This is a genomic window from Humibacter antri, from assembly GCF_054777235.1.
In genome coordinates this window covers 99,836-125,047 of the sequence record NZ_BAAHAW010000009.1, presented here as the reverse complement: position 1 = coordinate 125,047, position 25,212 = coordinate 99,836, and the positions used below count along the sequence as shown (strand labels likewise).

19 protein-coding genes are annotated in these 25,212 nt (G+C 67.2%); 11 read left to right on the top strand and 8 right to left on the bottom strand.

The window, feature by feature from the left end; genetic code table 11:
• The first annotated feature begins 13 nt into the window (after window positions 1-13).
• Window positions 14-3,004, top strand: a complete 2,991-nt coding sequence (locus tag ACYVDK_RS05095) for a bifunctional glutamine-synthetase adenylyltransferase/deadenyltransferase (protein ID WP_460518869.1) — start codon at window positions 14-16, stop codon at window positions 3,002-3,004.
• Between the two features lie 117 nt (window positions 3,005-3,121).
• Here ACYVDK_RS05095 and glnA read toward each other — a convergent pair whose 3' ends face one another.
• Complete coding sequence (gene glnA / locus ACYVDK_RS05090; protein ID WP_460518867.1) at window positions 3,122-4,546, bottom strand: type I glutamate--ammonia ligase; 1,425 nt, start codon at window positions 4,544-4,546, stop codon at window positions 3,122-3,124.
• Between the two features lie 137 nt (window positions 4,547-4,683).
• Between glnA and ACYVDK_RS05085 the strand changes: the two genes are divergently transcribed.
• On the top strand, window positions 4,684-5,109 hold the full coding sequence (locus ACYVDK_RS05085) for an RDD family protein (RefSeq protein WP_460518864.1): 426 nt from the start codon (window positions 4,684-4,686) through the stop codon (window positions 5,107-5,109).
• A gap of 45 nt (window positions 5,110-5,154) precedes the next feature.
• Here the strand turns inward: ACYVDK_RS05085 and ACYVDK_RS05080 are convergent, their stop codons facing one another.
• The 3 genes from ACYVDK_RS05080 to lipB all read right to left on the bottom strand — a co-directional run bounded on the left by ACYVDK_RS05080 (window position 5,155) and on the right by lipB (window position 7,540).
• The gene (locus tag ACYVDK_RS05080) at window positions 5,155-5,856 is read right to left on the bottom strand and encodes a DUF4191 domain-containing protein (protein ID WP_460518861.1); all 702 of its coding nucleotides are present in this window, start codon (window positions 5,854-5,856) and stop codon (window positions 5,155-5,157) included.
• A gap of 62 nt (window positions 5,857-5,918) precedes the next feature.
• On the bottom strand, window positions 5,919-6,908 hold the full coding sequence (gene lipA, locus ACYVDK_RS05075) for a lipoyl synthase (protein WP_460518858.1): 990 nt from the start codon (window positions 6,906-6,908) through the stop codon (window positions 5,919-5,921).
• Window positions 6,905-7,540, bottom strand: coding sequence for a lipoate--protein ligase family protein (gene lipB / locus ACYVDK_RS05070; protein WP_460518855.1), 636 nt, complete (start codon window positions 7,538-7,540; stop codon window positions 6,905-6,907). The genes lipA and lipB overlap by 4 nt, the downstream gene beginning before the upstream one ends.
• A gap of 189 nt (window positions 7,541-7,729) precedes the next feature.
• Between lipB and ACYVDK_RS05065 the strand changes: the two genes are divergently transcribed.
• Window positions 7,730-9,238: a protein kinase domain-containing protein gene (locus ACYVDK_RS05065; RefSeq protein ID WP_460518852.1), complete on the top strand. Its 1,509-nt coding sequence runs from the start codon at window positions 7,730-7,732 to the stop codon at window positions 9,236-9,238.
• Window positions 9,239-9,253: 15 nt separating this feature from the next.
• Here the strand turns inward: ACYVDK_RS05065 and sucB are convergent, their stop codons facing one another.
• The 3 genes from sucB to ACYVDK_RS05050 form a co-directional block, all read right to left on the bottom strand.
• Window positions 9,254-10,771 (bottom strand): 2-oxo acid dehydrogenase subunit E2, encoded by a 1,518-nt coding sequence (gene sucB / locus ACYVDK_RS05060; RefSeq protein ID WP_460518850.1) that lies wholly within the window; start codon window positions 10,769-10,771, stop codon window positions 9,254-9,256.
• A gap of 148 nt (window positions 10,772-10,919) precedes the next feature.
• Window positions 10,920-12,293: a dihydrolipoyl dehydrogenase gene (lpdA, locus tag ACYVDK_RS05055; RefSeq protein ID WP_460518848.1), complete on the bottom strand. Its 1,374-nt coding sequence runs from the start codon at window positions 12,291-12,293 to the stop codon at window positions 10,920-10,922.
• Window positions 12,294-12,396: 103 nt separating this feature from the next.
• Window positions 12,397-13,980 (bottom strand): leucyl aminopeptidase, encoded by a 1,584-nt coding sequence (locus tag ACYVDK_RS05050; protein WP_460518846.1) that lies wholly within the window; start codon window positions 13,978-13,980, stop codon window positions 12,397-12,399.
• 93 nt (window positions 13,981-14,073) lie between these two features.
• Here ACYVDK_RS05050 and ACYVDK_RS05045 point away from each other — a divergent pair, with 93 nt between their 5' ends.
• The 7 genes from ACYVDK_RS05045 to ACYVDK_RS05015 all read left to right on the top strand — a co-directional run bounded on the left by ACYVDK_RS05045 (window position 14,074) and on the right by ACYVDK_RS05015 (window position 22,368).
• Entirely contained in the window at window positions 14,074-14,991 is a 918-nt protein-coding gene (locus tag ACYVDK_RS05045; RefSeq protein ID WP_460518844.1) for a proteasome assembly chaperone family protein, read from the top strand.
• 140 nt (window positions 14,992-15,131) lie between these two features.
• Complete coding sequence (locus ACYVDK_RS05040) at window positions 15,132-16,385, top strand: MFS transporter (protein WP_460518970.1); 1,254 nt, start codon at window positions 15,132-15,134, stop codon at window positions 16,383-16,385.
• A 373-nt stretch (window positions 16,386-16,758) separates the two neighbouring features.
• Window positions 16,759-18,117, top strand: a complete 1,359-nt coding sequence (locus ACYVDK_RS05035) for an RNA polymerase sigma factor (protein WP_460518841.1) — start codon at window positions 16,759-16,761, stop codon at window positions 18,115-18,117.
• Window positions 18,118-18,124: 7 nt separating this feature from the next.
• A complete protein-coding gene (locus tag ACYVDK_RS05030; protein WP_460518837.1) occupies window positions 18,125-19,399 on the top strand; it encodes a MurT ligase domain-containing protein in 1,275 nt (424 codons plus the stop codon).
• Window positions 19,396-20,151, top strand: a complete 756-nt coding sequence (locus ACYVDK_RS05025) for a type 1 glutamine amidotransferase (RefSeq protein ID WP_460518834.1) — start codon at window positions 19,396-19,398, stop codon at window positions 20,149-20,151. Before ACYVDK_RS05030 ends, ACYVDK_RS05025 begins: the two co-directional genes overlap by 4 nt.
• 88 nt (window positions 20,152-20,239) lie before the next feature.
• Window positions 20,240-21,271, top strand: a complete 1,032-nt coding sequence (locus ACYVDK_RS05020; RefSeq protein ID WP_460518831.1) for an alanine racemase — start codon at window positions 20,240-20,242, stop codon at window positions 21,269-21,271.
• The gene (locus tag ACYVDK_RS05015; protein ID WP_460518828.1) at window positions 21,268-22,368 is read left to right on the top strand and encodes an alanine racemase; all 1,101 of its coding nucleotides are present in this window, start codon (window positions 21,268-21,270) and stop codon (window positions 22,366-22,368) included. The genes ACYVDK_RS05020 and ACYVDK_RS05015 overlap by 4 nt, the downstream gene beginning before the upstream one ends.
• A 167-nt stretch (window positions 22,369-22,535) precedes the next feature.
• Here the strand turns inward: ACYVDK_RS05015 and ACYVDK_RS05010 are convergent, their stop codons facing one another.
• Window positions 22,536-22,778, bottom strand: coding sequence for a DUF7455 domain-containing protein (locus ACYVDK_RS05010; RefSeq protein WP_460518825.1), 243 nt, complete (start codon window positions 22,776-22,778; stop codon window positions 22,536-22,538).
• Between the two features lie 238 nt (window positions 22,779-23,016).
• On the opposite strand from ACYVDK_RS05010, the gene ACYVDK_RS05005 reads away from it, so the two are divergent.
• Window positions 23,017-25,101: a DNA gyrase/topoisomerase IV subunit B gene (locus tag ACYVDK_RS05005; protein WP_460518823.1), complete on the top strand. Its 2,085-nt coding sequence runs from the start codon at window positions 23,017-23,019 to the stop codon at window positions 25,099-25,101.
• Window positions 25,102-25,212: the final 111 nt, after the last annotated feature.

The window sequence follows — 25,212 nt, the reverse complement described above, 5'->3', positions numbered from 1 at the left end:
AGGGTTCTGCCGCATGCCACCGATCACGTTGACCGCTCTGGCCAGAGCGGGCTTCGTGGGTCTCTCGGACGCCCGGTCGCGCCTCGACGAACTCGTCGGGCTCGGCGGCCCGCCCGCGGAGTCGGCCCTGCAGCTCGTCTCCGACGTCGCCGATCCGGATGCTGCGCTGGAGCGCTTGCTCGCACTGCTGCGCCGCCGCCCTGACGAGACCACCGCCCTTTTCCACGACGCGGATGCCCTCCATCGGCTTCTGCAAGTGCTCGGGGCATCCAGCGGGCTCGCCGAGTTTCTGATGCGCCGCCCCGAGGCGTTGAGTGTTCTGAGCAGTCCCACCGGCCGGCTCCCCACGGAGGAGGAACTGCGCGGCGACCTGCTGCAGTCGGTAGGAGCACGCAACGGGGTGGCATCCGTCTCAGGGGAGGACGCCTGGATCGCCCTGCGCGCCCGCTACCGCACCCGCCTCACCGAGATCGCGGCCTTCGACCTGCAGCAGAGCGACCCCGTCGACGGGCTCGGGGCGATCGCACGTACGCTCGCCGCCCTCGCCGGCGCCGCTCTCGACGCCTCGCTCGCGATCGCCAGGGCCATGGCGGGCGGCACCGGTCCGGGAACCTTCCCCGCTGCGGATGTCGCGGGCACGAAGCTCGCGGTGATCGGCATGGGAAAGACCGGGGCCGAGGAACTCAACTACCTGAGCGACGTCGACGTCATATTCGTGGTCGAGGGCGACGAGGCCGCCGGAGTCTCGGCCGCCAGGGCTGTGGACATCGGCAACCGGTTGGCGACGCTGACCATGCGCGGAATCGACGAGTTCGCGATCGAGCCGCCGCTCTGGGAGGTGGACGCCAACCTTCGCCCGGAGGGCAAGGACGGGGTGCTGGTGCGCACGCTCGAATCACACCTCGCCTACTACGACCGCTGGGCGCAAGGCTGGGAATTCCAGGCACAGCTGAAGGCCCGACCGATAGCAGGAGACCAGGCGCTCGGGCGCCGCTACACGGAGGCCCTCGCACCATTCGTCTGGTCGAGCGCCGAGCGGGAGAACTTCGTCGAGTCCGTGCAGCGCATGCGTGAGCGGGTGACTGCGAACATCCCTGCCGACGAAGTCGATCGACAGCTGAAGCTCGGACCCGGCGGATTGCGCGACATCGAGTTCACGGTGCAGCTGCTGCAGCTGGTGCACGGCCACACCGATCCCTCGGTCCGAGTCGCGGGCACGTTGCCCGCCCTCGACGCCCTTGCCGCCGCCGGCTACATCGGGCGTGCCGAGGCCGCCGAGTTCGCGCGGGACTACCGCGTTCTGCGTCTGCTCGAGCACCGCATCCAGCTCTCCGAGCTTCGCCGCACCCACCTCATGCCGCGCGACGAGCACCGGCTGCGCGTGCTCGCGAGGTCTACCGGCATCGCCGCGGGTGCAGGCGAGCTCACCGATGCCTGGGTCGCCGTCAAGCGCCGGGTACGCGGCCTGCACGAGCGCCTCTTCTACCGTCCGCTGCTCGCCGCGGTGGCCGCGCTGCCCGGAGACGAAGGCGCGCTCACCGGCGAGCACGCACTGACGAACGAACAGGCGCAGGCACGCCTGGCCGCCATCGGCTTCATCGACCCACAGGGAGCGTTGCGGCACATCGCCGCTTTGACGACGGGCGTCTCGCGCCGCGCGGCCATCCAGCGCACCCTGCTGCCGGTGATGCTGCAGTGGTTCGCAGACGGCGCCGACCCCGATTACGGGCTGCTCGCCTTCCGTCGGCTGAGTGAGGATCTCGGCGGAACGCACTGGTTCCTGCGCATGCTCCGCGACTCCTCGGGTGCTGCGGAGCGGCTGACACGCGTGCTGTCAGGGTCCCGGTTCGCCGGCGAGTTGCTCGGACTCATCCCGGAGAGCGTGGCGTGGCTCGACGACGACGAAGACCTGCGCGCCAGGTCGCGCGCCGCACTCGACGACGAGGTCGCGGCGATCCTCGACCGGCACGAGACCCCTGACGCCGCGGCCAAGGCGATCCGCGCTGTGCGCCGCCGCGAGGTGTTGAGGCTCGCGTTCGCCGGCATCCTCGGCGTCGCGAACGTCACCGAGCTCGCCGTCGGCCTCACCGACATCACCGAGGTGACGATCACGGGCATCCTGTCTGCGATCCGTGCCGACACGCCGGCACCGATGGAGTTCGCCGTGATCGCCATGGGGCGGTTCGGTGGCAGGGAACTGGGTTTCGGGTCGGATGCCGACGTCATCTTTGTCTTCAGCCCGCACGATGGGGTTCAGACAGCCGCCGTGCACCCGGCGGCACTATCGATCGTCTCCGAGCTCAACCGGCTCACCGACGACACACAACTGCCGTTCGAGCTCGACCTGGACCTGCGGCCGGAGGGCAAGAACGGCACGCCCGCCCGGTCTCTGGACTCCTACCATGCGTACTACCAGCGGTGGTCGCTCACCTGGGAGGCGCAGGCGCTCTTGCGGGCGCGGGGGATCGCGGGCGATGACAGCCTGCTCGCCGAGTTCCAGCGGTTGACCGATTCGGTGCGGTACCCGTCTTCAATCTCCGAACGCGACGTGCGTGAGGTGAAGCGCATCAAGGCGCGCGTGGAGAACGAGCGCTTACCGCAGGGTGCCGACCCTGCCAGGCATCTGAAGCTGGGCCGAGGCTCGCTCAGCGACGTGGAGTGGCTGGTGCAGCTTCAGCAGCTGCAGCATGCCTCGGCATCGCCGGCCCTGCGCACCACTTCGACGCTCGACGCTCTCGCCGCATCGGTCGAGCTCGGATTCCTGGAATCGACGGATGCCGACCGCCTGCGCGAGGCGTGGATGCTCGCATCCAGGGCGCGCAGCGCCGTCACACTCTGGGCGAACAAGACGTCCGACCTGTTGCCGTCGGAACGAATGGCGCTGGACGGGGTCGCGCGCCTGCTCGGATACCCCCGCGGATCGGCGAGCGCCCTGGAAGAGGAGTACCTCGCCGTCACGAGACGCGCGCGCGCCGTGTTCGAGCGCAACTTCTACGATTCCTGAGCTGGGCGACGAAGTGCTTCCCGGCGGTCGAGTTTGTCCATCCCACCGCCATGCGGGCTCAGACGACGAAGCGGGCCGTCCCGAGGGCCGGCCCGCTTCGTCTCACTCCTCGAGCGATCAGACGCCGTAGTAGAGCTCGAACTCGAACGGGTGCGGACGCTGCGCGAGGGGCTTGATCTCCTTCTCGCGCTTGTAGTCGATCCAGGTCTCGATGAGTTCCGGCGTGAACACGTTGCCCGCGGTGAGGAAGTCGTGGTCGGCCTCGAGAGCGTCGAGCACGGCATCCAGCGTTCCCGGCACCTGCGGGATGGCCTTTGCCTCCTCGGGCGGCAGCTCGTAAAGGTCTTTGTCGACCGGCTCGTGCGGCTCGATGCGGTTGCGGATACCGTCGATGCCGGCCATCAGCTGAGCGGCGAAGGCGAGGTACGGGTTGCCCGAGGCATCCGGAGCGCGGAACTCGATGCGCTTGGCCTTCGGATTCGTGCCAGTGATCGGGATGCGGATGGCGGCCGAACGGTTGCCTGCCGAGTACACCAGGTTGACGGGAGCCTCGAAGCCGGGGACCAGGCGGTGGTACGAGTTGACCGTCGGGTTCGTGAACGCCAGCACGCTCGCCGCGTGCTTGAGCAGACCGCCGATGTACCAGCGAGCGAGATCGGAGAGCCCGCCGTATCCTGCCTCGTCGTAGAACAGCGGCTTGCCCTCGTTCCACAGCGACTGGTGTGTGTGCATCCCGGAGCCGTTGTCGCCGAACAGCGGCTTCGGCATGAACGTGGCGGTCTTCCCCCACTGCTCGGCCGTGTTCTTGACGATGTACTTGAACTTGAGGATGTCGTCGGCCGCGTGCACCATCGTGTCGAAGCGGTAGTTAATCTCCGCCTGTCCGCCGGTACCGACCTCGTGGTGGGCGCGTTCGAGAATCAGGCCGGCGTCGATGAGCTTCAGCGAGATGTCGTCACGCAGATCCGCCTGCTTGTCGACGGGGGAGACGGGAAAGTAACCGCCCTTGTACGGGGTCTTGTTGGCGAGGTTTCCGCCCTCTTCGGCGCGGCCGCTGTTCCAGGCCGCCTCCTCGGAATCCACGAAGTGGTACGCGGTGTTCTGCTTCACCTCGTATCGCACGTCGTCGAAGATGTAGAACTCGGCTTCCGGAGCGAAGAACGCCGTGTCGGCGATACCCGTGGACGCGAGGTACTTCTCTGCCTTCTTCGCGACCTGGCGCGGGTCCTTGCCGTACACCTCGCCGTTACGCGGATTGAAGATGTCGAACACCATCACCAGCGTCCGCTCCGCCCGGAACGGGTCGACGTATGCGGTGGAGACGTCGGGGATCAGCTGCATGTCGGACTCGTGGATCGACGCGAATCCGCGGATCGACGAGCCATCGAAGAGCTGCCCGACCGAGAAGAAGTCCTCATCGACGGTAGAGGCGGGAATATTGAAGTGCTGCTGCACACCGGGGAGATCGGTGAACCGGATGTCGAGGAATTTGACGTCCGTGTCCTTGATGAACTTGAGCACCTCGGACGAATCACTGAACATGTGGTTTCTCCAAGAAGGTGACGGGAGGCGGATCGCGCTGCGCGAGCAGCCGGTGAAAGGCTATGGGGCGGCGATTTCCCCACCGTATCGCGATTGTTTCGGGGATGTTACGCAGCCGACGGCGATAAGCTCGCCCGGTGCCCAGCTCCACCACTCCGCGCCGGTTCGGCGACCTAGCACCGAGCAACTACCCGGGTGAGCGGCTCGGGTTTCCCGAGACCGGATCCGGATCGATCGCGCGACCCGGGCGGCGCATCCTCGCTCTGATCGTCGACTGGGCGATCGCCAGCGTGCTCTCCTTCGCCTTCTTCCATTACGACAGCTGGGCGACTCTCGGCATCTTCGCTGTGCTGCAGTACGTGTTCATCCCGACGATCGGCGGAAGCATCGGACACCGCGTCCTGGGCTTGCGCCTCGTGGCGTTGAACGGAAGCTGGGTCGGGATCTGGCGCCCGCTCGTGCGCACCGTGCTGCTCTGCGTCGTGATCCCGGCGCTCGTATGGGACTCCGACCAACGCGGTTTCCACGACAAGGTCGCGGGCACAGCACTGCTGCGCGCGTGACAACGCCCCCGGCTGAGTCGTGACAGCGCGCCGGTCGGCGTGTGCTCAGCGAGCGCGCTGCGGGCGCACCTTCAACGGGTCGACGCCCTTCGGAATGGGCATCTGGGTCCCCAGCGAACCAAGCCGATTGTCGACCGCGAGCACCTCGGGCTTCGTCAGCGCCGCCTTGATCTTGGCCATCCGGCCAGCGAGTTTGTGCAACGGGACGGCATCCGGATCCGGGCCGACATTGAACACGTTGATCGGCACGTTCGGCACGATGCGGGCGATCTTGCGCCGTTCGTCCTCGACCATCTTGCGGGTACGGGTCGCAGGGCCCTCGCCGATCAGCACGATGCCGCCGCGGCCGACCGCCCGGTAGACCGCGTCGCGCGTGCGACCGTTCACGGCCACCGGCATCTCGCTGCCTCTCCAGGAGCGTTTGAGCGAGCTTCGCAGCACAGCGCCGACCGCACCTGGCTGGCCCTCGATCTGCGAGTAGGCGGCGCGTTCGGCCCGCCGGCCGAGAACGATGATGGCACCAAGCGCACCCAGGAGCACGCCGGCCACGATCCACAGCACGAGCGAGAACACATTGCCGCCGGTGAGCGTGAACGCGAGCACCACGCCGATCGCGGCGCCGAGCAGCAGCGTGCCCAGCATGTACCACTGAGCGCGCGAGTCGTAGCGGCGGGTCATCTGGAAGACCTGCCACATCTGCTTGATGCGGCCGGGTTCCTTCGTCGCTGCGGTGTCCTTACGTGCCATGGTGTCCAGGATACCGGCTCAGCACGGCACGGAATGCGGCCGACGGCGCCGGTTCGGCAAGCTCAGCCGACTGCCTGAGCGAAGCCGAGCGAGGCATCCGCCAGCGCGTTCAGGTGTGCCGGGATCGTGCGTCCCTTCGCCGTCATCGACTGTGCCCACAACCGGCCGGCGCGGTACGACGAGCGCACCAACGGGCCGGCGAGCACGCCGAGGAATCCGACGGCCTCCGCCTCCGCCTTGAGCTCGACGAACTCCTCCGGCCTGACCCAGCGCGCGACCGGCAGGTGCCTGGGACTCGGCCGCAGGTACTGCGTGATCGTCAGGATGTCGGTTCCGGCGTCGTGCAGGTGGCGCAACGCGTCGCTCACCTCGTCGCGTTCCTCGCCCATGCCGAGGATGAGGTTGGACTTCGTGATCATGCCGGCGTCACGCGCCTGGGTGATGACATCAAGCGACCGCTCGTAGCGGAAGGCCGGCCGAATGCGCCTGAACAGCCGCGGCACGGTCTCCACGTTGTGCGCGAACACCTCGGGTTCTGCATCGAACACCCGGCGCAGATGTTCACTCTGCCCGGAGAAGTCCGGTACCAGGATCTCGACCCCCGTGCCAGGAGCCTGGCGGTGGATCTGCCGGATCGTCTCCGCGTACAGCCAGGATCCTTCGTCGACGAGGTCGTCCCGCGCCACGCCGGTCACCGTCGCATACCGCAACCCCATGCGCGCCACGGTGTCGCCGACTCGGCGCGGCTCGTCGGTGTCGAAGTCGGCAGGCTTGCCCGTGTCGATCTGGCAGAAGTCGCACCGCCGCGTGCACTGGCTCCCCCCGATGAGGAACGTGGCCTCGCGGTCCTCCCAGCACTCGTAGATGTTGGGGCAGCCAGCTTCCTGGCACACCGTGTGCAGCCCCTCGGACTTCACCAGGCCCTGGAGTTGCGTGTATTCCGGTCCCATGCGCGCGCGGGTCTTGATCCACTCCGGTTTGCGCTCGATCGGCGTCTGTGTGTTGCGGGTCTCCAGTCGCAACAGCCTTCGCCCGTCGGGTGCGGCGTTCATGCGGCGACTCCGATGACGGAGTCGAAGTGCGCGCGCACCAGGGGAGCGGCCTCCTGAGGCGTCACGGGGCGACCCAGCTCGCGAGAGATCGTCGTGACTCCGGCATCGCGGATGCCGCACGCCACGATGTGCTGGTACGGCTCCAGGTCATTGCTGCAGTTCAGGGCGAATCCGTGCATGGTGACGCCGGAGGCGACGCGGATGCCGATGGCCGCGATCTTCGCGTCCGGCCCGTCGGTCGACACCCACACTCCGCTGCGGCCCTCGACACGGTGCCCGGCGACGCCGAGGTCGGCGAGCACGTCGATGAGCATCCCTTCCAGCCGTCGCACGTAGCCGACGACGTCGACCGGCTCGGCGAGACGCAGGATCGGATACCCGACGAGCTGACCGGGGCCGTGCCAGGTGATCTTGCCCCCGCGGTCCACATCGATGACCGGAGTGCCGTCCGAAGGACGTTCGTCCGGTTCGGTTCGTTTGCCCGCCGTGTACACGGAATCGTGCTCGAGCAGGATGACGGTGTCTGGCGCCCGCCCGTCGACGACAGCAGCGTGCACGGCACGTTGCTGGTCGAGAGCGTCGAGATACGGCACGGAGTTGGCGCTTAGCCCCGTGACGACGTAGTCGATCACCGGTCGAGTCTATCGCGGCGTTGCCGCTCACAGACTCCATCGGATCCGCCCACGCGAGCAAGCTCGCCGGGCCGACCCTCGATCGCCTCTGAGCGCTCTCCTCCTCCCCATCCCGCACTCGCGGTCAGCGCCTCACAGAGAGGCTGCACAACGTCGGGTGGAGACTGCGGCGAGGCCATGCTGACACCCATGGCAGGCAAGAGACGCAGGCACCGTGATGCTTCGCCCGACTCGACGATGGAACGCGATCACGCCGCCGCCGTCTGGAGCGAGCTCGGCGGATATCGACTGCTGCGCACGATCGGTCGCGGCGAGCACTGCGTCGCGTACCTGGCGTCCGGCGACAGCGGCCAGGTGGTCGTGAAGGCCTACGCCGACGACACCGAGGCGGCGCGGGTCGCCAACGAGGTCGCCTGCCTCAGCGGAGCCGCCTCGCCGCATGTGGTGGCGGTCGTTGACGTCTCGTCCGCGCCCGACCGGCCCATGTGCATCGTGCTGGAGAGACTGTCCGGGCGCACGCTCTCGGACTGGCTGCGGGATCGCACCTTCCTCGACACGGGCGAAGTCGTCACTGCGGCCGTTTCAGTGTTGCGCGGCATACGAGCCGTCCATCAGGCGGGGTGGGCGCACGGGAATCTCGCGGCGTCGAGCATCCGTTTCGACGAGAGCGGATGTCCGGTGCTGCTCGGCTTCGGATCCGCCATCCCTGCGACTCCGGCAGAGATGACTGCGGACTGGGAAAGGTGCGTGACGGTGCTGGACGCGATCCTCAGCCGCGCCGAGACGATCGATCCCGACGAGATGGAACGAGTTCGTATACCGATGGGTCGGCTCCACGCCGAGGGCGCGGCCGAGGCCGCCGCTGTGGACGAGGCCGAACGAGCACTGTTCGCTTTAGGGCCGCCCGCGCCGCTCACGATGGGTACGAGCTCTCACCCGACGACCGCACGGTCGCGTGGGCCGCACTCGGCCGAGGCGACGCTCGGCACCCCCGTCGGTGACGCAGCTCCTCAGACTCGAACCGGTCGAGAAGGCCTGTCTCAGCTCACTCGCGGTGTGCCCGACGAGGTGCCGAAAACCACCGCGATGGCGCGACGCGTCATCGGAATGCTGGCTCACGCCATGGAGCACGGCGTCATGGCTGCGGTCTCCGGCCGGTTACGTCGTCTCCTGAGCGGGCGCAGCAGACCCGTTCTGATCGGTTCATGCGGCGCGGTCACCCTGACAATCGTGGCGCTGCTCGCCCTGCCGAGCACATCGGCAGGGCACGCGGAGGCGCCCAGGTCGACTCCTCCGGCACGCGCGACGACCGGAGCGCCCTCGCCGGTTCCGTCACCTGTCCACCCGATGAGCATTCCCACGAATCCGGGGACACTGCCGACCGGCGACGACGACCCGGTGCACGCCGCCTTCCATCTGCTCCAGTCCCGCCGTTCCTGTCTGGAGAACGGCGACAACGGATGTCTGACCGCCGTCGATCAGGCCGACTCGCCTCTGTTCGCGGCCGACCGGGCACTGATCGCAGGCGGTCAGATGGGGCGACCGGTGCCGGAGCTCGATCAGTTGTCGCTGACCGAGACCATGGGCGACGTTGCCGTCGTCTCGGTGGCGCCGACGGACGAGACGACGAAGCCGGCTTCGGCCTTGCTGATCAAGACCGAAGCCGGCTGGCGTCTTCGCGCGTTGTTCGAGAGCTAAGGCGCGTGTCCGTTCTCAGACGCCGAGGTCGGCGTCGAAAGCCCCCTCTTCCAGACGGTTCTTCACCGCGACGAGGAACCGCGCAGCATCCGCACCGTCGACGATGCGGTGATCGTACGACAACGCGAGGTAGACGGTGGAACGGATCGCGATGGAGTCGGTGCCGTCGGCGTGCACCACGACCGGCTTCTTCGAGACGATGCCGGTGCCGAGAATCGCCACCTGCGGCAGGAAGACCAGCGGAGTGTCGAACAGTGCACCGCGCGAGCCGGTGTTCGTGACGGTGAACGTGCCACCAGCGAGCTCGTCCGGCTTCAACTTGTTGTCACGGGTGCGCTGAGCGAGGTCCGCGATCTGCTTCGAGAGCTGGGCGATGTCAAGATCGCTGGCGCTACGCACGACCGGCGTAAGCAGTCCGCGTTCGGTGTCGACGGCGATGGAGATGTTCTCGTGGTCCGGGTAGACGATGTTCTCGCCGTCGACGGTCGCGTTGATGACGGGGTACGCCTTCAGCGCCTCGGCGGCGGCCAGCGTGAAGAACGGCAGGAACGACAGCTTCGTTCCGGTGACGTTCTCGAAATCGCCCTTCACACGGTTGCGCAGCGCAGCGACCTTGGTCACGTCCACCTCGACGACGGTGGTGAGCTGCGCGGAGTTCTGCATGGACACGACAGCGCGGTCGGCGACGACCTTACGAAGGCGCGACATCGGCTGAACGGTTCCCCGCAACGGCGAGGTCTCGAGCTTCGTACTCGCCGCTGCCGCAGGAGTAGCGGCCCCGCCTCTTCCAGCGCTCAGCACGTCCTCCTTGCGGATGCGCCCGCCGACACCCGTGCCGGTCACTGTCGTCAAATCCACGCCCTGCTCGTTCGCGAGCTTGCGCACGATCGGCGTGACGTAACCCGATCCGGCGTGAGACCCGGATCCCTGTGGCGTCGGCACTGCTTCGGGCGCAGTCACGGCGGCAGCGGGCGCTGCGGCGCTCGCCGCCGTGGCCGGCGCTGCGGCAGGAGCCGGCTCCTCGGTGGCGGGGGCCAGCTGTTGCGGAACCGGTGCCTGTTCGACGAGAGCCGGAGCCGGCGCGGGCGTCTCCACCACGGTCGACGGCACCTCGGCCTGCTCGGACACCTGCGACTCCTGCACAGGCTCCGGTGCGGGCTGCTCAACGAGAGCAGCAGTCTGCTCAACGAGAGCAGCAGTCTGCTCAACGGGAGCAGCAGTCTGCTCAACGGGAGCGGCGGGCTGCTCAACGGGGGTCGCTGCTTCAGGTGCCGGTGCCCCGGCGCCCGCGCCTGAGCCGTCTCCGATGGTCACGAGCGCGGTCCCGACCTCGACGGTCTCGTCCTCCTGCACGAGGATCTGCTCCACGACGCCGGCGACGGGCGACGGAATCTCGGTGTCGACCTTGTCGGTCGACACCTCGAGCAGGGGCTCGTCGACCTCGACGCGGTCGCCCACCTGCTTGAGCCAGCGGGTGACCGTGCCTTCCGTGACACTCTCACCGAGTGCCGGGAGGCTGACGGATTCGCTCATGAGTAAGTCTCCTTCAGGAATGCGATTCGTTACGAAAGCTTATTGCAGTGGCTCGGGTGCGCCGCGGGAACTATCGCGGCATCGCCGCTCAGCGGTCCAATCGGATCGGACGCACGAGCACGCTCGCACGCCCCTCCCTCAATCGCCTCTAGAGGGTGTGCAGCGGCTTGCCCGCAAGGTAGAGGAAGGCCTCACCCAGCGACTCGTTCTGCGTGGGGTGCGCGTGGATGAACGGCGCGATGTCTTCCGGGTATGCCTCCCAGTTCACGGCCAGCTGCGCCTCGCCGATGAGTTCACCGACGCGCGCGCCGATCATGTGCACACCGACCACCGGCCCCTCGTTGACCCTCACGACCTTGACGGATCCGCTCGTACCGATGATCTCGCTCTTGCCGTTGCCGGCCAGGCTGTAGTCGTAGGAGGTGACGTTCTCCGTGCCGTACTCCGCCTCCGCCTTCGCCTGGCTGAGACCGATCGAGGCGACCTCCGGGTCGCAGTACGTGACCTTCGGGATGTTCACATCGTCGACCACGATCGGGTTCAGACCCGCGATCTCCTCGGCGACGAAGATGCCCTGCTGGAATCCGCGGTGGGCAAGCTGCAGTCCGGGCACGATGTCACCGACCGCGTAGACCCCGTCCACACCGGTTCGGAGCCGTTCGTCCGTGATGACGAAGCCACGGTCGACGGTGACGCCGGCCTCCTCGTAGCCCAGGCCGGCGGTCACCGGACCGCGACCGACGGCGACGAGCAGGAGCTCCGCATCCACTGTGTCACCGTTCTCGAGCGTGATGACCACGCCATCGTCGTTCTGGGTAACGCCCTGGAAACGCACGCCGAGCCGAAAATCAATGCCGCGCCTGCGGAACGCGCGCTCGAGCGACTTGCTGATGGACTCGTCCTCGTTCGGCACGAGGTGGGGGAGCGCCTCGATGATCGCGACCTCCGCGCCGAACGACTTCCACACACTCGCGAACTCGACACCGATCACGCCGCCGCCCAGCACGGCGACCTTCTTCGGCACGAAGTCGAGCTGCAGCGCCTGCTCGCTCGTGATCACGCGGCCGCCGATCTCGAGCCCGGGCAGCGAACGGGAGTACGAGCCCGTGGCGAGAATCACGTGCTCGCCTGCGTAGTCCACGTCGCCGACGCGCACCGTCTTCGGTGCGACGAGTCGCCCCTCGCCCTCGATCAGGGTGATACCACGCGCCTTGACGAGCCCCTGGAGACCCTTGTACTTCTTCGCGACGATGCCCTCGCGGTACGTCGTCACCGCCTCGATGTCGATGCCCTCGAGCGCAGTCTTCACACCGAACTTGGCCGCATCGCGCGCGGAGTCGGCGACCTCGGCGGAGTGCAGGAGCGCCTTCGTGGGGATGCATCCCCTATGCAGGCAGGTCCCTCCGACCTTGTCCTTTTCGATCAAGGCGACGGAGAAGCCGAGTTCGCTCGCGCGCAATGCCGCCGCGTAGCCTCCGCTCCCGCCTCCCAGAACAACGATGTCGAAGTTCTGCTCAGACACCCATTCACTCCTCGGGTCGGGATGGTGAACGGCACCATGCGAGCGTGCGTATCGGTTGCAAGGCGCCGTTGTATGGGCAGGCGTTCCTGCCCATACGACCCTACTACCGAGCTGCGAAGTCTTCGGTCAGCCCGACCAGCGTGCGAACCAGCACACCCGTCGCACCCTTCGGGTTGTAACCGTACGGCGTGCCGTCGTTCTGAGCGGAACCGGCGATGTCCAGATGAGCCCACGCGACGGCGGGCGCGTCCGGCTCGTCCGATGACTTGCCTACGAACTCGCGGAGGAAGACGCCGGCCAGCAGCATGCCTGCCGCACTGTTGCCGGGCGTCGCATTCGTCAGATCTGCAACCTCCGACCGCAGCCGCGCGCGAAGCTCCGACGGCAGAGGCATCGGCCACACGAGCTCACCAGCACGCTCCGCGGCATCCGTCACGCGCTTCACCACGCGCTCGTCGCCCATGGCCGCCGAATACCTGGTGCCGAGCGCGACGACCTCGGCACCGGTGAGCGTCGCGATGTCGATGACGACATCCGGATGCTCCTCCGTCGCCGCCCGAAGTCCGTCGGCAAGCACGAGCCTGCCCTCGGCATCCGTGTTGAGCACTTCGACGCGGGTACCGCCTCGAATCGTCAGCACATCGTTCGGCCGGATGGCTGATCCCGACGGCATGTTCTCAGCGATGCACATCCAGCCGGTGACGTGCACCGGCAGCTGCAGGCGAGCGGCCGCAATCACCACGGCGAGCACGGATGCCGCGCCAGCCATGTCGTACTTCATGCCCACCATCGAGGCAGGCGGCTTGAGCGAGAGGCCACCAGTGTCGAAGGTGATCCCTTTGCCGACGAAAGCGACATGCGCGGTCGCAGCAGCGGGTGCGTAATCGAGGCGCACAAGCCGAGGCGGCCGGGTCGACCCGCTGCCAACACCGAGGATGCCGCCGAAACCGTCGTCTGCGAGTTCCGTCTCGGTCCACACGCGCACATCGATGGGGAGCCCGGACGCCGCCGCCACAGCCGCACGGGCGAGTTCATCGGGGCTCTGCGCCGAAGGCGGAGTGTTCACCAGCTCCCTGGCCAGGCACACCGACCCGGCGAGCACCGTCGCACGGTGCTCGAGCGCTTCGGACGCAGGCGATGATCCGATGACGAGCGCCTCCGACGCCGGCGGGCGATCGCCATCGCTGCGTGGCCGGCCCTCGTACACGTAGCCGCCGAGCGCTGCGCCCTCCAGGAGCGCTGCGAGACGGCTATCGGTTGCGGCACCGGCCTTCCGACCAGAATCCGTTGCGGCCCCATCGATCGCCTCAGCGTGCGTGAAGGGCGCTTCGACGACGAGGCGCCGGTCTCCGGTCGACAGGCGAGCCGCCGTTCCGGCAGCCGCGCGAAGTGTGCTCTCGGTGACCTCGGAGCCCAGGCCCACAAGAACCACCGGCAGTTCGTCGATGATGCCGGCCGGGACCCGCACCAGCTGATCCGATGCGCCGGTGACCTTCAGCTGACCGAGCAGTTCGTCGTGCCCGCCATGCCCGAGCAGTTCAGGTCCCTCCTTGCCCGCACGCACGAACAGCACGAGCGCATCGCCGACTGCGGCTGCCGGTCGCTCATCGACGAGGTGGAGTCGAACGGCCGAGAACGGGAGCTGCGGTGCGGAGGACGAGTGCGCCGAGGTGCTGGACGAAGACATGGAACGAATCGTACGGCGCCGATCGACGCGTGTTCGCTACGGGCTTGCGCGACCCGCCGGGCCGGCCGGGACCCGCTGGCTAGCATGGATTTCATGCAGGATCCGCGTGAGCTCTACGACGTCCGGACGGCGCTCGACACCGTGCCGACCGGGCTCTACCTGGTCGCAGCCCTCACCGGCTTCGCCGATGCGGGCGGCGCCGTTTCGCAATTGAACTCCTACCTGCTCGAGACGCTCGACGCCGAGGAGATCGCTCGGTTCGACTCGGACGCCCTGCTCGATTACCGCGCCCGTCGCCCGATCATCACCTTCGAGCAAGACCATCTGACCGACTATCGGCCGGCGCAATTGAGCCTCTATCTCATGCGCGACGAGGTCGGTCAGCGGTTCCTACTGCTCACCGGATACGAGCCGGACTTCAAGTGGGAGCGGTTCAGCAGCGCCGTTCTCGACCTCGTGTCGCTGCTCAAGGTGCGTTCCACGATCTGGGTGCACTCGATCCCGATGCCCGTACCGCACACGCGTCCCATCGGTGTGACGGTGAGCGGAAATCGCGAGGGTCTCGCCGACGCCATGTCCGTGTGGCGTCCGACCACGCAGGCCCCCGCCACAGCGATGCACCTGATCGAGTATCGGCTGCAAGAGGTCGGCGCATCCACCATCGGATTCGTGCTGCTCGTGCCGCACTACCTGGGTGACACCGAGTACCCCGCTGCTGCAGTCGCCGCCATCTCGAACATCAGTTCAGCGACCGGCCTGATCTTCCCGACCGACAAGCTGCGCGAGAACGACAAGGAGTTCGTCGCGAATATCGACGAGCAGGTGGCCGGCAACCCGGAGCTGGAGCGCTTGGTCGGTGCGCTTGAGCAACGGCACGACGCCTACATGCAGGACAGCCCGCTCAAGTCCCCGCTCACCCACATCGACGGCGCCCTGCCCTCGGCCGACGAGATCGCGGCAGAGTTGGAGAACTTCCTCGCATATCGTCGCCGCGGCGACGAAGACGCTTGACGAAGTCCAGTCGCATCAGGGCCGAGTAGGCTGGTCGGCGCTCGTTTCGCCGATCGGATCCCTGCTTGCCCGCCACCTCGCCATCCAGCACGCAATCGTGGCGAGCGTGGCTGATCTGGGGCATCGGCGTCGCCGCATACATGCTTTCGGTCGCGAACCGCACCTCGCTCGCGGCCGTCGGCACGGATGCCGCCCATCGGTTCTCCGCTGATGCGTCGACGCTTTCGATGTTCGCCGTGCTGCAGCTCGCCGTGTATGGCGCCATGCAGCTGCCGATCGGCATCCTTCTCGACCGCCTCGGGAGTCGACCGATCATCACGGCCGGCATGGTGTTGATGGCCATCGGTCAATTGCTCATGGCAGTCTCGCCCAACGTGGGAATCGCCATCCTCGCCCGCATGGTGATCGGCGCGGGCGATGCAGCGGTCTTCCCGAGTGTCGTCCGTCTCATGGCCACGTGGTTCCCAGCACAACGCAACTCGCTGATGGTGCAGTTGACCGGCCTGGTGGGCCTTTCCGGACAGCTGCTCGCGCTCATCCCGCTCGCGGCGCTCGTGCATGCGACGACCTGGTCCATCGCCTTCGGCTCTGTCGCCGGCCTCTGTCTCCTCTTCGCCGTTCTCGTGTTCGCGCTCATTCGCAACCACCCGCCGGATGTCGCCGGCGACATCTCCGTCGACACGAGAACGGGAGCAGTACACGTTGTGACGTCGGCCGCAGACACGCGCGTCGGATTCCGTGCAGCGTGGTCGCATCCCGGCACCCGGTTGGCGTTCTGGTCGCACTTCACCACGGCGTTCGCGGGCAACGCGTTCATCTTGCTCTGGGGTGTTCCGTTCCTCACAGCCGGCGAAGGACTCAGCGCGCCGGCGGCCGCGGGCGTCACGACGGTCTACGTCGTCGTGGGGATGGTGCTCGGTCCGGTGCTCGGCGCGCTCTCGGGTCGGCTGCCGAACTCGCGTTCCCGCGCGCTGGTGCTGCCGTCGGTCTTCGCTCAGCTCGTGATGTGGCTGGTCGTGATCGCGTGGCCGACGCCGGCACCTGTATGGCTGTTGCTGCTGCTCGCAGTCGCCGTCGGGTCCGGAGGCCCGGCGTCGATGATCGCGTTCGACCACGCCCGCACGTTCAATCCCGGCCATCGACTCAGCACGGCCACCGGCATCACGAACACCGGAGCGTTCCTCGCTGGGCTCATCGCGATCTTCCTGATCGGTGCGACATTGGACCTGCAGGGCGCGGGCACCCCGTCGACGTACAGCCTCGACGCGTTCCGCATCGCGTTCCTCACCCAGGTGCCGTTGTGGCTCATCGGCATCTTCTTCATCGTGCGGGAACGCAAGCGCACGCGCATCCACATCGGCATGGATCAGCCGAGAGCGCCGCGGCGGCGCTGATGAGTGCTGGTGGGCCGGTGCCCACCGTCCATGGAGATGGCAGGGAGATAGCCGGGAATGGATGGTCGCAAAAGGGAATAGCCAGGGATGCGGGTCAGTTGAACCTAGTGCGCGTTGGAATCCTCGTCACCGTGGAGCCTTCCGGATGGTCATGGCTGGGCGGCGCTGAGTGCTTCGCATTCGTGCAATAATCGATGATTGGACCCGTTCATCTTCGGATTGCACCACCTGCACGATCGGCTGAGAGCCGACAGCGAGTAGTGGGCATAGCTTCCGGACTTGACATGGGTCCTCATAGTGTCCGCAAGCGACCCGCACCCCCTCGATCAGTACCGCACCGCGTGCCGCACGAGAGGGCTGGAAGGTGAACTCCATGGCAGCCAAAACCGCTGACACCCGTACGGTAGAGGAGCCCACGACCGACGCCGAGACGGCCAAGGCCGTGGCACTCGAGACGGCGTCCGCCAGGAACACGGCAGCGACGTCCAAGAGCACTGCGAAGACTTCCGCGGCGAAGCCTGCAGGCAGGGTGAAGACATCCGGCAAGGCGTCGGCCGCCAAGACGGCCGACGAAGGTGAACTCGATGGCGATGAGCCCGACGACGTCGAGCCGTCCGAGTTGGACGAGAGCGGAGCCGTAGACGAAGCCTCCGCGGGTGAGGCGGCCGAAGGCGGGACATCCGAGAGCACGACCACGCCCGAAGCCGCTGCCGAGACCACCGATGATTCCGGCGAGGCTCTGCCCACCGGCGCCATCGTGCTTCGTGCCGCCGACGAAGAAGACGACATCCCCGTCTACTCCGCCCAGATCACCGGCGCAACGGCCGACCCGGTCAAGGACTACCTGAAGCAGATCGGCAAGGTCGCACTGCTGAACGCGGCCGAAGAGGTCGAGCTGGCGATGCGCATCGAGGCAGGCCTGTTCGCCGAGGAGAAGCTCGGCGCGATGAACGATCAGGAGAAGCGCTCGCAGCTCGGCCGCGACCTCGGGTGGGTCGCCCGCGACGGCCAGCGTGCGAAGAGCCACCTGCTCGGCGCGAACCTGCGCCTCGTGGTGTCGCTGGCCAAGCGTTACACCGGTCGTGGCATGCAGTTCCTGGACCTGATCCAGGAGGGCAACCTGGGCCTGATCCGCGCAGTGGAAAAGTTCGACTACACCAAGGGCTTCAAGTTCTCCACGTACGCCACGTGGTGGATCCGCCAGGCGATCACACGCGCGATGGCCGACCAGGCCCGCACCATCCGCATCCCTGTGCACATGGTGGAGGTCATCAACAAGCTCGCCCGCGTGCAGCGGCAGATGCTGCAGGACCTCGGTCGCGAGCCCACGCCGGAAGAGCTTTCGCGGGAGCTCGACATGACCCCTGAGAAGGTCGTCGAGGTGCAGAAGTACGGCCGGGAGCCGATCTCCCTGCACACGCCGCTCGGCGAGGACGGCGATAGCGAGTTCGGCGACCTCATCGAAGACACCGAAGCGGTCGTTCCCGCGGATGCCGTCGGCTTCACCATGCTGCAGAAGCAGCTGGAGAGCCTGCTCGACTCGCTCTCCGAGCGGGAGGCCGGCGTCATCCGCATGCGATTCGGGCTCGGCGACGGCATGCCCAAGACGCTCGACCAGATCGGAGACACGTTCGGGGTGACGCGTGAGCGCATCCGTCAGATCGAGTCGAAGACCATGGCCAAGCTCCGGCACCCCTCGCGGTCGCAGTCGTTGCGCGACTACCTCGAGTAGGTCGCGCGTGAGGCGATTCTTCGCAATCCTGCTCGGCCGCCTCGCGCGGTTCGCCACACGGTTGAGGGGAGGCGGTTCAGCCTTCCCCGGATACCTCGTGCGCAAGGTGTGGCCGCGCTTCATCGAGGACGTCTCGGAGCAGTGGGGCCATGGCGTCGTCTTCGTTCTGGGCTCCAACGGCAAGTCGACGACCACGCACATGGTCTCCGAGTTGCTGCGCGCTCACGGGCTTCGCGTGTTCACGAATCCCAGCGGTGCGAACCTGCCCCAGGGGATCGCCTCGGCGATGCTCGCGGAGGTGGGCCTGACCGGCAGATTGCCTGCCGATGTGGCTGTACTCGAGGTGGATGAGGCGTTCGCCGTCGACCTCGCCAGGCTGCTCAGCCCGCGCACGGTGCTCATGCTGAACTGCCAGGTGGATCAGCTCTACCGCTTCTACGAGACCGAGCGCGTCGCGGACATGATGCTGGATGCCTCCGTGCTGGCGAGCGAGCACATCGTCACGAACCGTGAAGACCCGCTGCTGAGCCACGTGCAGACCCGTCTCGGGTCGAGGTCGGTACCCGATGTCTCGTACTTCGGGGCATCCGACGCCGTGCTCGCCAGCAGCAAACACGGCCTGTTGAACGCGCCCGACTTTCGCGACGGGGCGGCAGAAGCGCGACCGGCCGCGTTGGGCGAGGTGCGGTCGTTCGATGCACGCGAGGCGACCATCGCGATCGCGGACGATGTCGTGTCGGTGGAGCTTCCGGCGCGCGGGCTGCACTACGCAGTAGACGCGGCCGCCGCATCCGCCACCGCGTACCTCGTGCTGGGCGACGGGTTCGACCCGGACCGCGTCGTGCGAGCGTTCGGAAGCATGCGGCCCGCGTACGGCAGGGGAGAGGTCATTCCGTTCGGCGAAGAGTCCGTCGAGTTCATCATGTTCAAGAACGGGCCGAGCCTGCAGCTCAACCTGGACTCGCTGAGCACCCCGCCGCAGCAGGTCATGTTCGCCCTCGACGAGGGAACACCCGACATCTCGTGGATCTACGACGTCGACTTCGACTCGCTCGATCACGTGGACGTCGTCACGGGTGAGAAGGCCTGGCAGGTCGCTCTTCGGCTCGCGTACGCGGGTGTTCCGGTCACGACCGTCGAGCCGGATCCCGAGAAGGCGATCGAACTCATGCGCGCCCTGCCTGCACCGAGACATGACCGCAAGCTGTGGTTCGTGAACTACGAACAGATGATGCTGGCGCGCAAGTACCTCGGATTCCCGGACTTGGAGACCCGCCAGTGACGAACGCCTCCGCGGGAGTGCGGATTCTTCAGCTGTATCCCGGCGAACTCGGCGTGACCGGCGACGCCGGCAACGTCGACGTCCTCCGCGCACGACTCGAACGTTCTTGTGTGCCGGTCACGGTCGCTGAGCACCGTACCGGATCCGCTCTCGATCAGGAGCCGGACCTGGTCGTGATCGGCAACGGCCCGCTGTCGGCACTGCGCCGCGTGCACGAGGATGCCCGCGCACAAAGGGCGACGCTGTCCGAGTGGGCACAACACGTGCCCTTCTTCGCCGTGGGTGCCGGGCTGGAGCTCCTGTGCTCCCGCATCGAAGACGCCACCGGCACGCTCGATGGCATTGGTTTGATCGACGCCACCGCGCACCGCGGACGTGCGCGCCGCGTGGGCTACGCGATCGCGGAGGTCACCCACGGTGACGGAGCGACACGGCAGGTCACCGGGTTCGAGGATCAGGCGACGGAGTTCTCCGGCGTCGTCACGCCGTTCGCCACGATTGTGCGCGATGCGACGGGCACGGTGTCGCGCCCCGACGGTGTGCAGACACCGACGATCACCGGAACGCTGCTGCAGGGTCCGTTGCTCCCGCTGAATCCGTGGCTGGCGGACTGCCTCGCCGCAGCAGCAGCCCGGCACGCGAGAGTCACCTACACACCGGATGCATCGCTCGCCGAGTTCGACCGGCTCGCCGAGCGCGCCGCGGAGCGCATGCGCGCCCACGTATCGTCGGTGTTCACGACGATTCAGTGAACGGATCGATCCGCAAGCGGTACATCCGGCAAGCCCATCCGTCAAGCGAAGCGGGGAGCATCGAGTCCATGACGAAGATCACACTGCCGTGACCGCAGACTCCCGCCGCCTCTCAGTCCGCCTCGACACGCTCGCCGCCAACGTGCGCAGCTACCGCCTGGCCGCTCGCAGACTCATCGCGCGCGTCGATCACGACGGTTTCGGGCATGGGCTCGTTCCGATTGCCCGCGCCTGTCTCGAAGCCGGAGCCGATGTGCTGGCCATCGCAGATTTCGACGAGGCGCTTCGACTGCGGGACGCCGGAATCACCGCGCCGCTGCTGGCTTTTCGCGCCACGGGTGCGGCCGTGAACGGCCGCGGTGTGCACGCCGCGGTCGCCACCGGGCACGAGGTCGAGGCTGCCGCAACCCTCGGCGCGTCAGGCTCGCACATCGTGATCGACTGCGGGCGTGCTCCACGTGGCATCCGTCCCGATGACCGCGCCGCGTTCAATCGGATCGCCGAGGCACTGCCGCCTGTAGCACTCATGGGGCTGGCGGATGATCGCACGACGCACGACGAGGCATCCACGGCCCTTCGCGAAGCTGCGGCGCTCGCGCCCGGCCTGCCGGGTCACCTGCACGGCACCGAAGGCGTGCTCGCCGGATACGGCGCAGACGACGCGTATGTGCGGGTCGGGCGGGGACTGTACGGCATCCCGCTGCTCGACGGCACCCTGACGGGCGCGCCCGTGGCACGGTTGACGGGACAGGTCATGACGGTGAAACGCATTCTGGCCGGGGAGGGCGTCTCGTACGGCTACATCTACCGCGCCCCCGAGGACGGCACCATCGCGCTGGTCACGTGCGGGTACGCCGATGGTGTGCCCAGAAGCCTCGGCAATCACGCGACAGTGCTCGTCGGCGGATGCAAGGCCCGCGTGATCGGACGTGTCGCGATGGACGTGGTCGTGATCGACGTCGGCGACGCGGAAGTTCGCGCCGGCGACGAAGTGGTCTTCCTCGGCGACCCCGCGGCCGGGGAACCGAGCGTGAGGGAGTGGGCGTCGATCACCGGGTTCGATCCCGTAGAGATCGCTGCAGCAATAGGCCCCCGAGTGGTGCGGAGCTACACACGATGAGTGCAAGCCGAACGGACGTGGCTGCGCCACTGACGCACGCCAGGGTCGATCTCACCCGGTTCGATGCCAACCTGCGCGCGGTGCGTTCACGGGTGGCCCCCGCGGAAACGATGTTCGTGGTCAAGAACGATGCATACGGCCATGGCGCCGACGTGCTGGTGCCCCGAGCGGTCGAGCATGGTGTCCGGTGGATCGGCGCCCTTGATGTGGAGACGGCGCTGCGCGTGCGTTCCCTTGTCGGCGACAGATCACGGGTGTTCGCGTGGCTGCTCAGCTCTCGCGACGACTTGGCCGCCGCGCACGAAGCAGGGATCGATCTCGGTGTCGGCGATCGCGGCGTGCTCGAGGCGGCCGCATCGGCCGCGACGGCCCGACCGATCCGGGTGCACCTCAAGATCGACACGGGCCTCAACCGGAACGGCGTGCGCTTCGAGGACTGGCGACCGTTCGTCGTCAGGGCCGCCCAGCTGCAGGCGGAGGGACGGATCTCGGTCGACGGCGTGTGGAGCCACATCTCTGAAGCATCCGACGAAGACGACGATCAAGCCCGCGCCCGGTTCGACTCGGCGCTCGCCTCAGCCGAAGCCGTCGGGCTGGCTCCCGAATATCGGCACCTGGCCGCGAGTGCGGCGTCGTTTCTGCGCGCCGAATTCCGGTACGACCTGGTGCGCGTCGGCGCATTCGTCTACGGCATCGCGCCCGCTGGCGGCCCGCATGAGGCGGAGCTCGGCATCAGCCCGGTTATGTCATTGCGCACGCGAGTCGTCGACGTGCGCGATGGCGAGGCGATCCTTCCGGTCGGTGGGTGGCACGGTGTGCCTTCGAGCGTTGTCGGCAGCAGAGCCGCGAGGGTCGACGCCTCGACCGGTGCGGTCGGCGTCGGTATCCGGAGGAAGAGGCATCCGGTTCTCCGCATCGGGCGCGACTGGATGTCGGTTCAAGCAGGCGACGCGGCCACCGGCGACGAGGCGGTGCTGTTCGGACCGGGCGACGACGGCGAACCGACAGCGACCGAATGGGCGGAGTCGATCGACACCATCGGCGAGGAGCTCGTGCTCAAAGTGGATCGCCGCATCCCGCGCACCTATTGCGGCTGACGCCATGCGGAGCGACCACCGGCGCCCCGCGAGCGAACACCGACGCGGGCGAGCCGAACACGAGCACGGAGTCGAACCACGGAGTCCAGCACAGAGATGAAACGGGGTCCCCAGATCGAAGCGCCCTCACGCGGAAGCGGAGGGCGCTGTGGGTCGCCGGTGCGCTCTCAGGCGCGCTGATCTTCGAACAGACGTGACGTCTCGTCGTGCCAGTTCGTGGCGATGCTGGCGAGCTTCTCGTGGTGCTTCTTGGCGTGGTGGGCGCAGAACAGCAGCTCGCTGCCGTTCACGGTCACCCGTACGTACGCCTGAGCACCGCACGCATCGCAACGGTCTGCTGCGGTCAGCGCGGGACCCGTGGGGAGCTCGTCGGCACCGGGGGTGGCGACATGACCTGCGTAGTTCGACATGCTGAGCTCCTTTCTGAAAACCCGAACGCCCTGCGATTGGTTGTCTCCATACAAGCACGTCGACACCGTGAGCACGCTCCATCCGGGCCCATTTCGCTGTCCGCGTAGGCGGTCGACGACGATGACGTGCACAGTCGGGTGTCGGTGGCCGGAACGAGGATGAGCTCTCGATATTCTGAACGATGGCCTGGTACTCACACCCGTGGTATCCGGGCGCAACACGACAACTGGAGACCCCGTGGCGACGAACGACTACTCCGCCAGACACCTCTCGGTGCTCGAAGGCCTGGAGGCTGTCCGCAAACGCCCCGGCATGTACATCGGTTCGACGGACGCCCGCGGCCTCATGCACTGCCTCTGGGAGATCATCGACAACTCGGTCGACGAAGCCCTTGCGGGATACGGCTCCGGCATCGAGGTACTCCTGCATGCCGACGAGAGCGTCGAAGTGCGCGACGAGGCGCGAGGCATCCCGGTAGACATCGAGCCGAAGACCGGACTGTCCGGCGTCGAGGTCGTTTTCACCAAACTCCATGCCGGAGGCAAGTTCGGCTCCGGGTCGTACTCGTCATCCGGGGGGCTGCACGGAGTGGGGGCCTCTGTGGTCAACGCGCTCTCCGAACGACTCGATGTCGAGGTCGATCGCGCCGGCAAGACCTGGGCCATGTCGTTCCACCGCGGTGAGCCCGGCGTATTCGCCGACTCCGGAGAACCCAGCCCCAACTCTCCGTTCGCGCCCTTCGAGTCGGGCAGCGAACTGCGTGTCGTCGGGAAGGTGGCGAAGGGGGCGACCGGCACGCGCATCCGCTACTGGGCCGACCGGCAGGTCTTCGGCAGGAATGTCGAGTTCAGCGTCGACGATCTCGTCGGCCGGGCGCGCCAGACCGCCTTCCTGGTCCCCGGTCTCACGATCGGCATCACGGATGCCCGAACCGATGTGCCCGAACGCACCGACTTCACCTACGACGGCGGCATCAGCGAGTTCGCCGACTATCTCGCACCCGACACCGCGATCACCGACACGTGGCGCTTGACCGGATCGGGTACCTTCACGGAGACCGTACCCGTGCTGAACGACCACGGCGCCATGCTGCCCACCGAGGTTCAGCGGGAGTGCGAGGTGGATGTGGCTCTGCGCTGGGGTACCGGGTACGACACAGTCTTTCGAACCTTCGTCAACATCATCGCCACACCGAAGGGCGGCAGTCACCAGGCGGGCTTCGACCAGGGGTTGATGAAGTTCTTCCGTCAGCAGGTCGAGCAGAACGCGCGCCGTCTGAAGGTGACGGCGACGGAGAAGATGGAGAAGGACGACATCCTCGCCGGGCTCACCGGTGTTCTCACGGTGAGACTGCCCGAGCCGCAGTTCGAGGGCCAGACCAAGGAGGTGCTCGGCACGCCGGCTGTGCGCGCGATCGTCGCGAAGGTGGTCGGCGACGGGCTGACGGCTCGTTTCGGGTCGTCCAAGCGCGACGACAAGGCGCAGTCCGCGCAGCTGCTCGACAAGGTCGTCTCCGAGATGAAATCGCGCATCTCGGCCAGAGCGCACAAGGAGACGCAGCGACGCAAGAATGCTCTCGAGACCTCTTCTCTGCCTTCCAAGCTGGTCGACTGCCGCTCTACCGATGTCGCGCACAGTGAACTGTTCATCGTGGAGGGCGACTCGGCGCTCGGCACCGCACGCCGAGCAAGAGAAAGCGAGCATCAGGCACTTCTTCCGATTCGCGGCAAGATCCTGAACGTGCAGAAGGCATCGATCTCCGACATGCTCTCCAATCAGGAGTGCGCCTCGATCATTCAGGTGATCGGAGCGGGCTCGGGCCGCACGTTCGATCTCGATGCCGCGCGCTACGGCAAGGTCATCATCATGAGCGACGCGGATGTCGACGGCGCGCACATTCGAACCTTGCTTCTCACCCTGTTCTTTCGCTATATGCGTCCGATGGTCGAGGCCGGCCGTGTGTTCGCGGCGGTCCCGCCGCTGCACCGCGTGATCGTGATGAACCCCGGCTCGAAGCCGAACGAGACCGTCTACACGTATTCGGATCAGGAACTGCACGCGGTGCTCGCGGGCCTCAAGAAGAGCGGCAAGCGCTGGCAGGAGCCGCCGCAGCGTTACAAGGGTCTTGGCGAGATGGATGCCGACCAGCTCGCAACCACCACGATGGACCGCACCCATCGGCTCCTGCGCCGAGTGCGGCTGGACGACGTGGAGCGAGCCGCCGGTGTGTTCGAGATGCTGATGGGCAACGATGTGGCACCGCGCAAGGAGTTCATCATCTCCAGCAGCGACCAGCTGAGTCGGGAGCGCATCGACGCGTAGCCGGGAGCACACAGACACGTAGCCGGGAGCACACAGACACGTAGCCGGCAGCACCGGAAGCACGGCACCTGAAGCACCGGCAGCACATCACCGTGAGCACAGCACCGGCAG

What these genes read in the sequence shown, in the direction of transcription:
- ACYVDK_RS05065 (WP_460518852.1), top strand. Translation starts at nt 7,730, where the DNA reads ATGGCAGGCAAGAGACGCAGGCACCGTGATGCTTCGCCCGACTCGACG.
- lipA (WP_460518858.1), bottom strand. Translation starts at nt 6,908, where the DNA reads ATGAACGCCGCACCCGACGGGCGAAGGCTGTTGCGACTGGAGACCCGC.
- sucB (WP_460518850.1), bottom strand. Translation starts at nt 10,771, where the DNA reads ATGAGCGAATCCGTCAGCCTCCCGGCACTCGGTGAGAGTGTCACGGAA.
- glnA (WP_460518867.1), bottom strand. Translation starts at nt 4,546, where the DNA reads ATGTTCAGTGATTCGTCCGAGGTGCTCAAGTTCATCAAGGACACGGAC.
- ACYVDK_RS05040 (WP_460518970.1), top strand. Translation starts at nt 15,132, where the DNA reads ATGCTTTCGGTCGCGAACCGCACCTCGCTCGCGGCCGTCGGCACGGAT.
- ACYVDK_RS05050 (WP_460518846.1), bottom strand. Translation starts at nt 13,980, where the DNA reads ATGTCTTCGTCCAGCACCTCGGCGCACTCGTCCTCCGCACCGCAGCTC.
- ACYVDK_RS05015 (WP_460518828.1), top strand. Translation starts at nt 21,268, where the DNA reads ATGAGTGCAAGCCGAACGGACGTGGCTGCGCCACTGACGCACGCCAGG.
- ACYVDK_RS05095 (WP_460518869.1), top strand. Translation starts at nt 14, where the DNA reads ATGCCACCGATCACGTTGACCGCTCTGGCCAGAGCGGGCTTCGTGGGT.
- ACYVDK_RS05080 (WP_460518861.1), bottom strand. Translation starts at nt 5,856, where the DNA reads ATGGCACGTAAGGACACCGCAGCGACGAAGGAACCCGGCCGCATCAAG.
- ACYVDK_RS05035 (WP_460518841.1), top strand. Translation starts at nt 16,759, where the DNA reads ATGGCAGCCAAAACCGCTGACACCCGTACGGTAGAGGAGCCCACGACC.
- ACYVDK_RS05045 (WP_460518844.1), top strand. Translation starts at nt 14,074, where the DNA reads ATGCAGGATCCGCGTGAGCTCTACGACGTCCGGACGGCGCTCGACACC.
- ACYVDK_RS05010 (WP_460518825.1), bottom strand. Translation starts at nt 22,778, where the DNA reads ATGTCGAACTACGCAGGTCATGTCGCCACCCCCGGTGCCGACGAGCTC.